The organism is Allobaculum sp. JKK-2023 (genome assembly GCF_034745455.1).
Lineage (GTDB): Bacteria > Bacillota_I > Bacilli_A > Erysipelotrichales > Erysipelotrichaceae > Allobaculum.
Genome location: NZ_JAYERV010000003.1, coordinates 1,863,632 through 1,878,216, shown reverse-complemented (window position 1 = coordinate 1,878,216; position 14,585 = coordinate 1,863,632). Strand labels below are relative to the sequence as shown.

The 14,585-nt window shown below is 42.5% G+C and carries 13 protein-coding genes; all 13 read right to left on the bottom strand.

Going from position 1 to position 14,585, the window contains the following annotated elements; translation table 11 throughout:
• Positions 1-109: 109 nt before the first annotated feature.
• Positions 110-1,933 (bottom strand): NAD(P)H-dependent oxidoreductase, encoded by a 1,824-nt coding sequence (locus U4956_RS07570; protein ID WP_323089937.1) that lies wholly within the window; start codon positions 1,931-1,933, stop codon positions 110-112.
• Entirely contained in the window at positions 1,930-2,538 is a 609-nt protein-coding gene (locus U4956_RS07565; RefSeq protein WP_323089935.1) for a PadR family transcriptional regulator, read from the bottom strand. The genes U4956_RS07570 and U4956_RS07565 overlap by 4 nt, the downstream gene beginning before the upstream one ends.
• Before the next feature lie 202 nt (positions 2,539-2,740).
• Positions 2,741-4,891, bottom strand: coding sequence for an alpha-galactosidase (locus U4956_RS07560; protein ID WP_323089933.1), 2,151 nt, complete (start codon positions 4,889-4,891; stop codon positions 2,741-2,743).
• 180 nt (positions 4,892-5,071) lie between these two features.
• A complete protein-coding gene (locus U4956_RS07555; RefSeq protein ID WP_323089931.1) occupies positions 5,072-5,911 on the bottom strand; it encodes a carbohydrate ABC transporter permease in 840 nt (279 codons plus the stop codon).
• The gene (locus U4956_RS07550; RefSeq protein ID WP_323089930.1) at positions 5,901-6,683 is read right to left on the bottom strand and encodes a sugar ABC transporter permease; all 783 of its coding nucleotides are present in this window, start codon (positions 6,681-6,683) and stop codon (positions 5,901-5,903) included. The genes U4956_RS07555 and U4956_RS07550 overlap by 11 nt, the downstream gene beginning before the upstream one ends.
• 161 nt (positions 6,684-6,844) lie before the next feature.
• The gene (locus tag U4956_RS07545) at positions 6,845-7,414 is read right to left on the bottom strand and encodes a hypothetical protein (RefSeq protein WP_323089929.1); all 570 of its coding nucleotides are present in this window, start codon (positions 7,412-7,414) and stop codon (positions 6,845-6,847) included.
• A gap of 104 nt (positions 7,415-7,518) precedes the next feature.
• Positions 7,519-8,514, bottom strand: coding sequence for a site-specific tyrosine recombinase/integron integrase (gene xerA, locus U4956_RS07540; protein WP_323089927.1), 996 nt, complete (start codon positions 8,512-8,514; stop codon positions 7,519-7,521).
• Positions 8,515-8,606: 92 nt separating this feature from the next.
• A complete protein-coding gene (locus tag U4956_RS07535; RefSeq protein ID WP_323089925.1) occupies positions 8,607-9,026 on the bottom strand; it encodes a hypothetical protein in 420 nt (139 codons plus the stop codon).
• A complete protein-coding gene (locus U4956_RS07530) occupies positions 8,998-9,681 on the bottom strand; it encodes a DUF3990 domain-containing protein (protein ID WP_323089923.1) in 684 nt (227 codons plus the stop codon). The genes U4956_RS07535 and U4956_RS07530 overlap by 29 nt, the downstream gene beginning before the upstream one ends.
• A gap of 24 nt (positions 9,682-9,705) precedes the next feature.
• Positions 9,706-10,881 (bottom strand): restriction endonuclease subunit S, encoded by a 1,176-nt coding sequence (locus U4956_RS07525; protein WP_323089921.1) that lies wholly within the window; start codon positions 10,879-10,881, stop codon positions 9,706-9,708.
• A complete protein-coding gene (locus tag U4956_RS07520) occupies positions 10,874-11,419 on the bottom strand; it encodes a restriction endonuclease subunit S (protein WP_323089920.1) in 546 nt (181 codons plus the stop codon). The genes U4956_RS07525 and U4956_RS07520 overlap by 8 nt, the downstream gene beginning before the upstream one ends.
• Before the next feature lie 99 nt (positions 11,420-11,518).
• Positions 11,519-13,024 carry a class I SAM-dependent DNA methyltransferase gene (locus tag U4956_RS07515; protein ID WP_323089919.1) on the bottom strand — a complete coding sequence of 502 codons (1,506 nt, stop codon included), beginning with the start codon at positions 13,022-13,024 and terminating at the stop codon, positions 11,519-11,521.
• An 89-nt stretch (positions 13,025-13,113) separates the two neighbouring features.
• The gene (locus U4956_RS07510; protein WP_323089918.1) at positions 13,114-14,457 is read right to left on the bottom strand and encodes a type I restriction-modification enzyme R subunit C-terminal domain-containing protein; all 1,344 of its coding nucleotides are present in this window, start codon (positions 14,455-14,457) and stop codon (positions 13,114-13,116) included.
• Positions 14,458-14,585 lie beyond the last annotated feature (128 nt).

The following is a 14,585-nucleotide window of genomic DNA, read 5'->3' as shown; positions in this document are numbered from 1 at the left end:
TTTTCTATGGCGGTTTTTAACGTCTGTTCGTTCTTTTGCTCTATCCAACCTCCATCTCGGCTGCAATTCTGACAGACTCTCTTTTTGATGACTTGCAAACCTGATTCTTTTAAATAGCATTGTGTTTTGAAGTCATGAGATGACGTGGATACCACCGCTGAAACCAGGCGGTGAAAATACCCATCAAAACCGGAATGACATAGCTGCAAATTCTTGCTGGCTCGATCTGGCCATTCTGAAGGAAAACCCAGGCTGCCAGGCTGATAACCAGGTAGCTGATCCCCCAGCCTAAAGCAATGATCCAGTTGGTTTTCATGAAAATCGGGTTTTTGAATGCATCTTCTTGTCCAAAGCCGCCACTCGAATACCAGGCGCAAAGCGGAATTCGGCCGGGCAGACAGGAGTACAGCCACAACAGGCCAAACGCCAGCAAAGACAAGGTAAAAACAATCTCATAGCTTACTCCAAATAAATACGCTGCACAAAGTCCAAGAACCACAACCAGGGCCAGGGTATCGTACATCGTTTTGGTATAGGAAGAAAAAAGCAGCCAGGTCAATGCCAGCCCAATCAGGCATCCGCCCACGCAGAGTTCTGGCGGGTTGTTCACAAGTGTCCACCAGAACGTCCAGGGCAATAAGAAGATCAGCATGTTGGTCCACTTCAATTTCTTCCCTTTTCTTTCGGCCGGCTTTTGAAGGCCTGATCCCGAAGTCTCTGATACTGAAGAACTGGTCTTTGCAAACGAAGAACCAGTTTCTTCTTCTGCTTTTTGTATTTCTGCTTTCTGTCCTTTTGATTCTTCATCCAGATCTGGCGAGAAGTAAGTATCCCAGCTGATCAGGATGGAGGGATCGCCGCTGACGGTATACATCCCCTTCATCAATGCCTCATCGCCGCGAATTTCCCCCTGTGCGATCCGCTTCCAGACCGTATAGGGCGTCGAAACAACCATATCCGTCTTTAAGAATTCATCCGATCTGGTGATGACTCTGGACTCTTCTTTTCCTAAAACAATCTGGTAGCGTTCGCCAAGATCGGTGTAATCCATCTCCATCACCAGATCATGGCCAGAATAGGCTTTTGGATTGTATAAAGCGGCCATCTGGCGCGTAAAAATCAAAGCGCCGCTGACTTGTTTTGGAGCAGTCTTTCCAGACTCAGCAAAATTTTCATCTGCCTGGCCGGAGTCTTCAATTCCCCAGCTGGCATCCGCCAGCATCTCAAATGTCTTTCTGGGCAGAAGTTCTTTGGATAAAGCCGCTTTTGTAGAATCATTGATCGCTTGCTCAGGATGGGTGAACTCTTTGAGCAGTCCATTTCCATATTCAAGGCCAGCTTGTCTGACGTGTTCAAGATAGGCATCACACTGGGATTTCAGCTCCGGAACCCGGAATAATTCTCCCTGCGCGCAAAACAGCGGATAGTATCCGCCCTGACCGAAACAATGGTCGAGCATCGCCTCAACCCCCGTGTAATTGCTGCGTGTGGTATAAAACCCGCAGGTCGAAATGGCAACGACTTTCTGATGGCTGCGATCATATCGGCTGGGATGGGCGCCGCTGTCCATTCCGTCTTTTCGTTCAACCATAAATGGCTTGACTAAAGGCAATTGGCGGTCGAAAAAAGTTTTCAGAGGACCCGGGATGGAAAAGTAGTAGAGCGGAAAACTGTAAACCAAAAGATCTGCTTCAACCAGTTTTGGCAAAACGGCTTCCATCGCGTCGTGGTGAATGCATTTGCCTGGCGTTTTGTTCCAGCAGGCAAAACAGCCTTTGCATGGATTCAGGCCCAGTTCATTCACATCGAGAATTTCAATGCCGAGATCCAGGTTTTCGACCTGTTTTAAGCCTTCCAGAAATGCGCTGGTCAGCTTGAAAGTATTGCTTGCCTTTAACTTAGGGCTGCCATTGATCACGAGAACTTTTTTCATTGGATTTCCTCCTGCTCCGCCTGGACCGATTCGGGCGGATTATCTGATAATGGATTGTTTTGGCTGCTCGAAAGTTCACTTTGCAGGGTCTCCAGACAGGCTGCTGCCCATTGGCGTATCATTTCCTGGTATCTGAATCCGAAATCAAGAGTCATCTTCCAGTAAATGGCATCAGCAGGGGAAACCTCATTGGCATACTGGTCAATAAACTTTGGAACCGTCTGCAGGATCCTGGCCGCCTGCGCTGATTCAGCTTCCAGCTGTCTGAAAAACGCCCTGTTTTCTTCAACTGGATTGGCCGCAAAGAAAAAGACTTTCATTAACAAAGGATTGCGCGCCACGTCTTCAGGCGGGCTGGACAGCCATCTGGCCAGTTCCGCCTTTCCAGCTTCAGTAATATGAAAGACATTTTTATCGGGCTTCTTGTGCTGGCAGACAACCGTCTTTTCAGCCCAGCCCTTTTCTTCCAGCACTTTCAGTTCCCGGTAAATCTGGCTGGTTGTTGCCTTCCAGAAAAAGACCAGGGAGCTTTTAAAGGTTTCCATGATTTCATAGCCGCTCATCTGGCCATAACTCAGCAAACCTAAAATTCCGTACTTCAACATTTTCTTTTCCCTTCTATGCTTCTCTATTCTATGCTTCTCTATTTTCCATCTATATTCCACAAATAGAATATGTTAGTCTTATTCTACTTGTAGAATAGATAATCGACAAGCGATCGAAACAAAAAAGCCATCCCCAAAGCTTTGAGGATGGCGCAAATCAGACATTTGGATGGATCGTTTTAAGCTGGAAAAACCAAAAGGACTAGCGGATTCGTTTCAGTTCGATATGAACAGGGGCATCCGTTCCACAAGTCTGGCTGAGCAGCAGCCCGCCATGCATCAAGGCTCTGGCAGAATAGATCACCCCATCCTGCGTCTCATATACGGCCTGTTCAGGCAGACTTTGCAAGCGGATTTTGCGGCGCATGGTGCTTGGACGGGTTTCATAAACGATGCCCAATAAGACAAGGCGGTCTTTTGCTTTATCCATGAACTGGAAAATCACCTGTTCATTTTTCGGTGAGCTAAGACGATAGACATCGCCCTCCACAATCAAATCCTGAATCGAGCGAAACTGTTTGTTTAACGCACGGATTTCGGCTTTTTCTTCCTCAGACATTTCCCCTGGATCCAGCTCATAGCCATACGTTCCCGCCATGGCCATCGCCGCGCGCGCTTCCAAAGAGGCCCATCTTCCGGTCTGCTGATTGGGCACTTCGGAAACATGCGCACCCATGGAAACGGCCGGATAGAAGAAGCTGGTTCCATACTGGATCTTGCTTCGCTCATGGACATCGGTATCATCACTGCACCAGATCTGCGGTGTATAAAAAAGCATACCGGCATCAAAACGGCCGCCTCCACCCGAGCACCCTTCAAAAAGAATGTTCGAAAACTTGCCAGTCAGACGGCCAAGCAGATCATAGACGCCCAGAATGTAGCGGTGGCAGACTTCTTCTTGCTTTTCGACAGGAAGACTTGGTGAGTACACATCGCCAAGGCTGCGGTTCATGTCCCATTTGACATAACGGATGTTGCCGGAAGAAAGCAGATGGGTAAATACGTCTTCCAGATAGTCCACGACCTCTGGATTACAAAGATCCAGCACCATCTGCCCGCGGGAAATCAAGGGCTTGCGGTTAGGTGCCTGGAGAACCCACTCGGGATGAGCACGGTACAGGTCACTGTTTTCGTTGATCATTTCCGGCTCAATCCACAGGCCAAAGTCCATGCCCCTGGCATTGATCTCTTCGATCAGGCTGTTCAGGCTGCCGCCCAGTTTGGTTTTATTGGGGATCCAGTCTCCAAGGCCGGCCAGATCGCTGTTGCGATCACCAAACCATCCATCGTCCATGACGTACAGATCGACATCGAGCTTGGCTGCATGGTCTGCCATTTCAAGCAGTTTTTCGCGGTTAAAATCAAACATCACGGCTTCCCAGGTGTTGATCAGAATGGGGTGGTAGTCATTTTTAGGCAGGATCCGTTCGCGCAGCAGGTCATGCGAATTCCGGGAAAGTTTTCCCAGACCCTGACTGGAATAGAACAGGATCGTCTGTGGTGTTTCAAAAGACGCATGGGCATCCAGAGTCCAGCGGGTCATGTCCGGAGAAATGCCGCAGAGTACTCGCGTCTGGCCAGTCTGATCTTTTTCGACTTCGATTTTGAAAGACCCGGAATAGACCATCAAAAAGCCATAAGCATCGCCATAATTTTCCGTAGTCAAAGAATCACACACAATCAGCGAAGGGTTATGCTGGTGCGAAGAAGTTCCACGTTTGGATCCAAAGCAGACAACGTTTTGTGCAAGCGGCTGGCGGGTCATGATGCGTTCTTTGTTATGGCGGCCCGGAAAGGAAATCAGTTCCACATCCTCCGATACTGGAAAGTCAAGAGCCATGCCAAACGAGCGATCCAGTCTGTAAGATCGGTTGGCCTTGTTTCTAAAGGTGGCCCAACGGATAATCGCATCGTGTTTTTCATCCACCAGATAATGGAGATCCACCTGCAGATTTAACACTTCATCTTTCAAGTGAATCGTCAACTGTTCGAGTTCTCCACGAACATGCGGCAGGCCATCCAGATTGAATTCACCAGTGCTGATTTCATAGCCAGCATAGCGTAAATCCAGGCCGAGTGCCCCTTCGACTTTGGCGGCGGTAATGCGATAGTCCCCGATGCCTTCGGTTGGATATTCGAGCATCAGGGTATCGGGCGAAAGCGTCCGATCGGCCTGATCTTCATAAATCTGGCCGGAAAATCCCAGATCGTTATGGAGATTGAGATAGTCCATATTCTGATCCACTCTGGCCCCATACCACAAATGTTCTAACATTCCCCGCTCATTGACTTTCATCTGATAGGCGGAATGTTCGGTTTCTAAAAGAAAAAGATTATCGCTCACTTGAATCATCGTTTTGCTCCTTAATTGTTTTTTATACTTGTGTTTTGAAACACACAGAAAGGGAAGAGATGGCTATCTCTTCCCAATTCAGGCTTTCTTCAGCCTGTTTTCATTGAATTTAGATTGAAAGGATCCGATTCGGAAACACAAAGGATCGATTGTCCTGAATCAAATCGTAAGTGTGACTGTTTACTTCACCGAACCAATCATACCGGCTACGAACTGCTTCTGCATCAAGAAGAAGATCAGGGCAGTTGGAATGGTGGCCAGAACGATCGCACACATAATCATGCCATAGTCTGGCGTGTAACTTGCGCCCATGGCGGACAGAACCAGCGGGATGGTGCGCTTGTCTGGAGTCTGTAAGGTAATCAATGGCCACATGTAGGCATTCCAGGAGTTCATGAAGGTAATGATCGCCGCAGCTGCATAGGTGGTCGAAATCGATGGCATGAAGACCTTGAAGAAGATGCCGATTTCGCTGACACCATCCACGCGGGCTGCCTCGACCATATCTTTCGGGAATGATTTTACATTCTGTCTGAAGAAGAAAATCAGAAACGCGGTCGAAACACTGATGATAATCACCGAGAAGAAAGTGTCAACTCCCATCCAGCCAAACGCCGTTCCCGAAAGGGCCGAGAACATCTTGAATAAAGGAATCATTAACGCCGCAAAGGGAACCATCATGCTCAAAAGCAGGATGTTGAACAGACGATTGCGGGCTTTGGATTTATAGACTTCAAAGCCATAGCCGGCTGCCGAGGAAATCAGCAGCGCTACGACGGTCGTGATTCCGGCGATAATCGCCGAGTTTTTAATTGCTTCGCCAAATCCAAGGTTGTTATTGAACAAGTTGGACAGGTTGGTGAACAGCTGTCCGCCAAATTCCATTTTTCCGGCGATGATGTTTTCAGAGGTGGAAGTCATTCCCATGATCATGAACAGGAATGGAAAAATGGAGATCACTGCGAGAAAAGTTAAGAGGACATATTTCAACACTGTTAACAGTTTGTCTTTAGTCGTCATCATTTCCACCTACTTTCAGCTGAATCACGCTCAGAATGACAATTGCAATTACGATCACAAACGATATCGCTGCCGCATATCCAAAGTTTGGCGTGTACTTAAAGGACAGGTTGTAAATGTACTGCGACAGGCTCAGAGTTGCATTGGCCGGGCCGCCGTCTGTGATGTTGACCACTTCATCGAACAACTGGAGAGTTCCAATGGCTGAAGTAATCGTTGTAAACAGGATGATCGGTTTGAGCATTGGCACGGTAATCTTGAAAAACTTATTGATAGCTGATGTTCCATCGATATCAGCAGCTTCATAGACACTTGGATCAATATTCTGCAGGCCAGACAGGAAGAAAATCATGTTATAGCCGGTCCAGCGCCAGGTAATTGAGATGATAATCAGGATTTTTGCCCAGAATGGGTTGGTAACCCAGTTAATCGGCTCCGAAATCAGATGCAGATTCATCAGAATCGTGTTGATAATTCCGTCATCCGCAAACATTCCTTTCATGACAATGGAATAGGCGACCAGGGAGGTAATGCAGGGTAGGAAAATAGCCGTGCGGTACAGACCGCGGAATTTAAGCTTGTTATCGTTAAGCATCACGGAAATGACCATGGCCAGAATGATCATCACCGGCACCTGAACAATCAGGTACAGGAAAGTATTAAACGCTGCTTTTCTGAAGATTGCATCAGACAAAAGTCGTAAATAGTTATCGAAACCGACAAATTTCAGAAGTGTTTTTTGTCCTTCTTCTGCATTCCCCTCAAATAGCATTCAAAACCATCGAAGATTGAAAAATCCGATTCATGGTTATGATTAAGTTTTTCTGTCGTCTTAGAAGCCCAATCAGATTCGTATTTGCATCGTAGCGGAATTTAGAATCCAAGACTAATCAAGATTCCACTTTTAATTGATGTGTAAATACTATTATCGAATTATTCCAAGTAGCAATATTTTGATTTGTCAATTAGAAGTTTCTGCTCAATAAAATGGTGTTGCAGAAGGATCGGTGGGATAGGGATAATTACTTCTGCTAGTTTTGATTTAGGAATATTGGACATTGATTTTGATGAGCCATGAGAAATGGCTTGAATTTCTGAGAGAAAGTCTTTTGTCATCAACAACATCGATAGATACTCTCCTTTGATTGAAGATTTAGGATGCATTCTAAAAATAATGTCAGGAAACATCAGATTTTGTGTATCTTGGTTAACTAAAACATTCAAACCAACAAGTTCGGGAGTATTCTTTCTTGTCAGTAGTATATCTCCTTTAGATACTAACTTTGACCTATCTAGATTAGATGAGTCAACCATCGATTTGTTTTCACCAGGAAGAAAGTGACCAGAAGAAATTGAACTTAATTTTAATATTGCAGGTTCATTATTTTGTTGTGGGAAAGTATTACAAACTAAACTTTTTCCTGACTCGATAGATTCAACACAAGATATAAGTTGTCTTGTCTCCCACTTATCTACCATTTCTTTTTTTGAAGAACCAAACATCTCAATAAATCGGGATTTGAATATTTTCAGCGCGTTTGGAAAATTCGATTCATTTATATATTAAAACGAGAGTGTTAGCCGATATTCCGGTTATTTTAAACGATTCATGCGATGAATTTCTGGTGGCTTATCTTCACGTTATTTTGGTTAACCATTGCATATTGCATAGTCGTATCAATCTTGGCATGACCAAGCAAGTGCTGAACTTGTTCAATAGGCATTCCCTTATCGATAGCTCTTGTTGCCAGAGTTCTTCTGAATTTATGAGGGTGGACTTTATGAATTCCAAGTTTCTTTCCGAGTTCACGCAGACGGATTTCAACTCCACTAATTTCTAGACGATTATATGGCTTTAACAAAGAGACGAATAAGGCGGCATTATCGTCAGTTCGGCTTTGAATATAGTTCTTGAGATGAATTTTGGTTCTGGCATCAAAATAAACTGGACGTTCTTTGCTTCCTTTACCAAATACAATGCATTCACGGTTTTCAAAATCGATATCTTCGATATTGAGCTGGACCATTTCACCAACACGCATTCCCGTTGATGCAAGCAAGTCAATCATCGCAAGATCTCTAAGGTTTTCTGCATTATCTCGCAGTAATTCTAATGATTCGTCGGTATAGGTTTCTTTCACTGTTTTAGCGGTTCGAATTTTATGGATTCTTCGAACAGGGCTTTTGATAATGTAGTTTTCGTCTTCCAGCCATGCAAAAAATGTCGATAAAATTCTTCGAATATTATCAATATTCGCTTTACTGCAATTATTGATCTTCTGATAGTCAGCTAAATAAGAACGTAGGTCTTCTGTCGTAATATGAGTTACATGAATTGAAGTAATTGAAAACATTTTTCGAATTGTTGCCTGGTAATACTTCAATGTCTTTTCACTGCATCCCTCTACACGCTTCGCAGTGATAAAAAGTTCTAAGAATTCATCATTGGTTTTCTCTGGAGTATCTTCTGATTGTTCCTGGTTCATTTCTACGTTTACATTCCATAAGCAGTGGTTCAGGACTTCTTGTAGTTTCAGCATTTGCGCATTGTTCAAATAAGGCAGCATTTCTCTGGTGATGTCAGAAATCAGTAAGTCTTTCATGATTAACTCCTTTACCGTCCACCTGCACCACCTTATAAAATGGAAAGAAGCGCCTTCTTTATTGGTTAAAGGCGCTTCTTGAGATTGCAAAATTACAAAGATCGGTTGAGTTCATTTATCTCTTTCAGTCGATCAACAGCCATTTCAGGATCTAAAGTATGAAAGCCATCATAGGATGTTTCCATCACTTTTTCATCAGCTTGCTTATAAATATCCTTACTCAATTCTTTGGCATAATAATGCCAATAACGATATAAATATCCAATCCAGAACATGGCCTCTTCTGTGAAATGGCCAGCTGGACCTTTTCGAATCACATTTTCGTCCGTTAGTTCCTCAAGAATATATTCTTCGCCGGCCCATTGAAGGCGATCGTAATCATCATCTAAATGGGCTGCTGAACTGCTATTCATAAATACCGGGATAAAAGAAGATGGAGCGTAACCTTCCTTTAGAGCATTCACAAACAGTCTTCCCTGAATATCACAAAGCTGTCTTTGATCCAAACTCAAATTCATTCCAATCCTCCACAATCTCATCAAAATATCTTCCGCTTCTTCTATATTGTTTTGAAACAGACTCTACAAGCTGAAGTCCAGCTTTTCGATTTGAAATGCTCAGAGTTTTTAAATTTTCTTTTTCTTCTATCCCCAGTTTTCTTTCAGACTGGATTTTAATTTGACCGCATGCTTTTTCGCTAACCGCTACATATTGATAACCAAGATCAAGACCTGAAAGACAATGGATTAACGCCTGATCTGTAATGTCGCCCTTGAAAAAGCGATCCAATACGACAAACATACGGTCATCCGCAATAGGGCCAACAATCACATCATATCCAGATACATATTCCTGGATAGCCCTGTAGATTGGATGACTCTTAAAAGGCTCTAATTTTCCCCGGTAATAAGCAATCGTCAATGCCCAAGTCAGATCCGGCTTCAGATGAAGAACATTCAGACCTGACATATCAAAAGTAAGCGTATATAAAACAGGGTTTTCAAAGTTGTAGACTAATGTCAACGGCTGCCAGACATCCGTTCCCATATAAAAGCCAGCACCAAAATCACAACGTTCCCGACTAATTGGCTTAATCTCACCTTTTAAGCCAGATTTCGATCCATGAAACAAAGAGACTTTATTCAATGAAGAAGCAATTCTACCCATAATCGCTTTCAATAAACTTTGGAGTTATCCAAAATACTCCTGCATTAATGATTTCTTTAAAGTCTCCAGTTCATCGATGCTCTTTTGGATCGCCAATTTTGATTTGTTGATATGCTCGTAAAATGAAATAAATTTGTTCTGCATCTCTAAAGGTGGAACCAATACTGGCATTGTTTCAATTCTAAAGATTGCTAATTTAGGGACGCCAACCGACATCTTTCTTTCATTTATATAATCTTGAATACCTGGCGAATTAATATAATAGGCCAAGAATAATCCCTCAATCTCTTTTTCCGTTCGAGGAACTAACTTAACAGCGTTCTCTGTTAAATTTGCACCGTCATACCTTCTGGGGATGATACCTGCCATCCCCAAGTTTACGCCTACATTAGTAAGATAAATATCGCCCTCTTTAACCGTATATTTCTTAATGTAAGCATAGACCTCATCGTCAATATAATGAACATCGTCATCAACAATAGTTTCGTTCTTCATATCTGTAGCTCTAAGATATGGATGTTTTGTAATCTCATTGGCATATCCCATTCCTTTAGGGATTCTTTTTCCACCTTTGACATAAAAGTAATCTGAGATCAAACCTGACTTCCAACCTTTATCATTGAGTTTAGGGTCACCGAACATCTCAATAAATCGGGACTTCTGAATTTCGCTAAGACCGCCTAATTGCTTGTCGTAATTTTCAATCAGTCTGTCTATCAAGCTCAATACCTTAGATCTTCTCAATTGTTCAGAAATTTCAGGCAGCACAATTGTCAGATTACCTACCTGTTCTTTTGAAACCTCTTTGAATGTTGCTCCACGTCCAATAGATTTAATATAGTCAGCATTATATTTTAGATAATAGTAAAGATACTCGTTTAATATTTCTGATGAACAAACCAAGTTTTTAAATCCCTGATTGCAATACATCTCTTCCCCTGCTATGGCTACTTTCCCAATAGGCGCACGAGAAGAAAATAAGACAGTCCCCTTTGGAAGCAATCTCAAATGAGCTTGGCAGACCGCCGCTGCTGAAATGTGTCTTTCGGTATCAGAAATCAGCTTTTCTTTATCCGTGATTTCGGCTGGAGTTATCCACTTTAGATTTCCTTCCCAATACTCAAGAATATTCGTTTTTGGAGTAGAGCCAGAAACAATGTCGCAGACCTCTGACAGTTTGACTATTCTACTCTCATTCATAGCAATACTCCCCTACCTTTCGGGATTTGACCGCCTCTTCAAGGTAGTCTATTTGTTTGTTTTTTCTGATTATTATTTTTTCAAGGCAATTGAGAATATTACTTATATATATCTGTTCAGTTATGCTAACCCATTTAAAAGTTAAGGAATCAAAGACTTTTTTTGTTAAATGTTTCATGGTAGCTCCATGAGCCTGGTCTTCAGCATTTTTAAGAATGAATGCAATTTGTCGTTCAAAATAGTCTCTATCTATCTCTATATTTTTATCAAATACGACTTTGAATATATGTTGATTCAGTACTGCTTGGTTACCTAACCATTTATGAACTCCTAAAGTACCAGACCAAGAAATAAGAATATCATCTTGATTAACATAATATTTTTTATCGATAGCCCCTTTAAAATAATGAATATTATTTTGGGATCCAGTTAAATCTTGGATTCTTATGATCGGAATTCCTTCAAATGCCCATTGTGTAGGCTTGAACGGATAACCATTTATAAAAGTGGCCACTTGTCCTAAATTCATTATTTTCATATTTAAACCTCAACACATTGGTTTGCTAGGTCGATTATTAAAGTGTCGGTGGATGAGATAAGATCAGGAGTTGTAGCATTTCTAAATTGAAACATCACCTTATTCCTCATTAAGCATTTTCTCCAGTTCTTTTAATCCAGCTTCGATTTCTTTTTGAAGGTCATTGATCTTAGCTAGAATTACACTTGTAGGTTCATATTCTACTTTTTCGTAAACGACTTCCTTATATTTGTTGATGGATAGATCATAATCGTTCTTTACGATTTCTTCTTTAGGTACGAGAAAACTCTGGTCCGTTCTTTTTCGTTCTTGTTCATTATCGAGATGCTTAAAGCGTTCAATAATATCTGGGATGTCATTATCTGATACTTGGCTGCGCTTGTCATCCAGACTGAAGCCATCTGCCTTCATGTCATAGAACCAAACATTGTCGGTACCGCCATACCCTGTTTTATCAAAGACAAGTACCGCAGTGGAAACGCCAGCATAAGGTTTAAAGACACCGGATGGCATGGAGATAACCGCGCGTAGTTTATTGTTTTCGATCAGATCTTTACGAATGGCTTTATGGGCTTTCGATGATCCGAAGAGAACACCGTCAGGAACAATGCACGCAGCTCTGCCTCCACTTTTAAGCATTTTGAGAAAGAGTTCAAGAAAGAGCAGTTCGGTTTTCTTTGTCTTGGCAGTTTCAAGAAGATCATTGGAGACACTTTCGTAATCCAGGCTGCCTTTGAAAGGTGGATTGGCCAGGATGAGAGAATAGCGGTCTCGATCAGGGTTTTGGTCAGTCAGAGAATCACGATATTCGATATTTGGATGCTCAATGCCATGGGCCATCATGTTCATGGCTCCAATACGAAGCATCGTTCTATCCATATCAAAACCAGTAAACATGGCATTCATAAAGTGTTTTTTATTGGCTGGATTAAACAGAACATCCTTTTTCTTGTTTTCTTTGAGATAATCGGCAGATTCAACGAGAAATCCAGAAGTACCTGCTGCAGGGTCACAGATCAGATCATCTGGCTTAGGGTCCATCAGTTCAACCATCATCCGAATAATATGGCGAGGGGTGCGAAACTGACCGTTAACGCCAGCTGTGGAGAGTTTGGACAGAAGATATTCATAGACATCGCCACGGGTATCATCTTTCTTTGATTCTTCCATCTTGTCATAAATCCCATCCATAGCAGTGACGATTTTCTGAAGCATCAAAGGAGTTGGTACTTTGAAAATTGCATCCTGCATATAAGTGGAATAAGCACTGTCCTGGTCTCCGTCAAGGCCTTTAATGAATGGGAAAACGGATTGAGAAACGGTTTCATACATCTGATCCGGTCCCATATCACGGAAAGTGCTCCATTTGAGGTTTTCCTTATCAACGACTCGGCCATTGATTTCTTCTTTGCCCTCAAAGCGGCTTTTATACTCAAGGCCGAGCATCATGGCTTCTTGTTTATGTGTCGTATCTGTCTGGTCTAAATCATGAATGAACATGAGATAAGTCATCTGCTCGATAACATCAAGAGGGTTGGTCAGTCCTCCGGTCCAGAAGATTTGCCAGAGACTGTCAATTTTATTTTTCAGTTCTCCAGTTATCATGGTGATTCATTCCTTCCTGTTGGTTTGTTTTTTGATTCGTTTTATTCATTGATGAGTTTGAATTGAGTTGTTGCTTGCGAATTGCTTTATTAGTGCAAAATAGTGATGGCGCGTTCATTCACTTGGTTGATGCTGTTGCGAAGCCTTTGGAACTCACTCAAGTTGTCTTGGAACAGTAAAACTCCACCAAGGTCTTTAAATGGAGATTCTTGCAAAACGCTCAATTTCATGGTTCCGTTTTGAACGAGATATTCGATGATGGAGTTTACAAAATTGATCTGATCATCATCGAGCTGTGCTTCGTCAAGGAAAGTTGCAAAAGCCTCTTTGGCTGCTTTTTGATCCAAGCCAGTGATGCTTCTGACAAATTCACCTAACGGGCGATCGTTATATTCAGCTTCATAATCAGCTTTGGTTCCAAGATCTGTCCAAAGGACTTTTTCCAGGTCCATAATGTCTTTATTGGTCAAAGGCTCATTGTTTTTCAACTTCTTGATTGCCGGCAGATCTTCGTGTTCTCGAATATATTTTTCTGTTCGAATTCGATAGTTTTCCAAATCTCCATTGGCATAAACTGCATCTCGTTCGTTGATTTCCTTGAGGGTATCTTCGTAATCTGTGTAGTAAAACTGTTGCCCGGAATTGATGATATATTTCATCAAAGATCGAAAATTCTTTCGAACAGCTTCCAGATATGGAATATCCAATTCATCTGCATCTTCTTTTTTTAAGCACGATTCCAGAAGGGCCTCTTGAGCGGCTACCTGTGGGATTCCAATATAGCTGTTGAGAAGAATTTTCGCCTTCTCCTGGACTCTTTTCCATCCTGCAAAGATAGACTTTTCTTCCAGCAATGCCAATTCGATGCCATAGATCAAAGAATCAAACCAGGTGGCATGAATCTCTTCTTTGATGGCAGGCTGAATCAAGTACGAAAGCTCTTTTGTGATTTCTAAAATGTCTTTATCGGTCAGATGACTATAGCTGGATTCTTGCTTGTAATGGTCTACAGCACTTAAATGTTGGTGAACATTGAAAGCCAAAGGGTTGAGCTGGCCGACTTGCTTGGTCATCTGGTTAATAAGCTCTTGTCGATAGTTTTGCAGGTCTTCGTTTTGGTATTTCTCATTTTGCAGGGCCTTGACAATACCAGCTTTATTTTTAAAGATTGCCCCCTGAATAGGCAGAGCAGCTCGCCCTTGCTCAGGTTTGGTTTCGTTGGAAAAACGTTCAAAATTGCCAAAGAAATCAAAAATCAAAAATTCCTTCTTATCTTCACCGTCAATCAACTTTTCACAAAGTCTGGTCCCCCGGCCAACCATCTGCCAGAATTTACTTTTGGTAAACACTTCTTTAAAGAAAACCAAGTTGAGAACAGAAGGAATATCCACGCCTGTTTCCAGCATATCGACAGAAATTGCGATTTGTGGCATTCCATCTACTTTGAAAATTCAGCCCCTCAGGCCCCCTTGCCAGTACCCTAAAGTCGAAATCACATATGTGCAGGGGGGCCTGAGGGGCTGGTCTTGCTACACATTGATTTATGATTAATTCTTTAAAT

Coding starts and splice junctions, on each gene's coding strand:
- U4956_RS07570 (WP_323089937.1), bottom strand. CDS start 1,933: ATGAAAAAAGTTCTCGTGATCAATGGCAGCCCTAAGTTAAAGGCAAGC.
- U4956_RS07565 (WP_323089935.1), bottom strand. CDS start 2,538: ATGTTGAAGTACGGAATTTTAGGTTTGCTGAGTTATGGCCAGATGAGC.
- U4956_RS07560 (WP_323089933.1), bottom strand. CDS start 4,891: ATGATTCAAGTGAGCGATAATCTTTTTCTTTTAGAAACCGAACATTCC.
- U4956_RS07555 (WP_323089931.1), bottom strand. CDS start 5,911: ATGACGACTAAAGACAAACTGTTAACAGTGTTGAAATATGTCCTCTTA.
- U4956_RS07550 (WP_323089930.1), bottom strand. CDS start 6,683: ATGCTATTTGAGGGGAATGCAGAAGAAGGACAAAAAACACTTCTGAAA.
- U4956_RS07545 (WP_323089929.1), bottom strand. CDS start 7,414: ATGTTTGGTTCTTCAAAAAAAGAAATGGTAGATAAGTGGGAGACAAGA.
- xerA (WP_323089927.1), bottom strand. CDS start 8,514: ATGAAAGACTTACTGATTTCTGACATCACCAGAGAAATGCTGCCTTAT.
- U4956_RS07530 (WP_323089923.1), bottom strand. CDS start 9,681: ATGGGTAGAATTGCTTCTTCATTGAATAAAGTCTCTTTGTTTCATGGA.
- U4956_RS07525 (WP_323089921.1), bottom strand. CDS start 10,881: ATGAATGAGAGTAGAATAGTCAAACTGTCAGAGGTCTGCGACATTGTT.
- U4956_RS07520 (WP_323089920.1), bottom strand. CDS start 11,419: ATGAAAATAATGAATTTAGGACAAGTGGCCACTTTTATAAATGGTTAT.
- U4956_RS07515 (WP_323089919.1), bottom strand. CDS start 13,024: ATGATAACTGGAGAACTGAAAAATAAAATTGACAGTCTCTGGCAAATC.
- U4956_RS07510 (WP_323089918.1), bottom strand. CDS start 14,457: ATGCCACAAATCGCAATTTCTGTCGATATGCTGGAAACAGGCGTGGAT.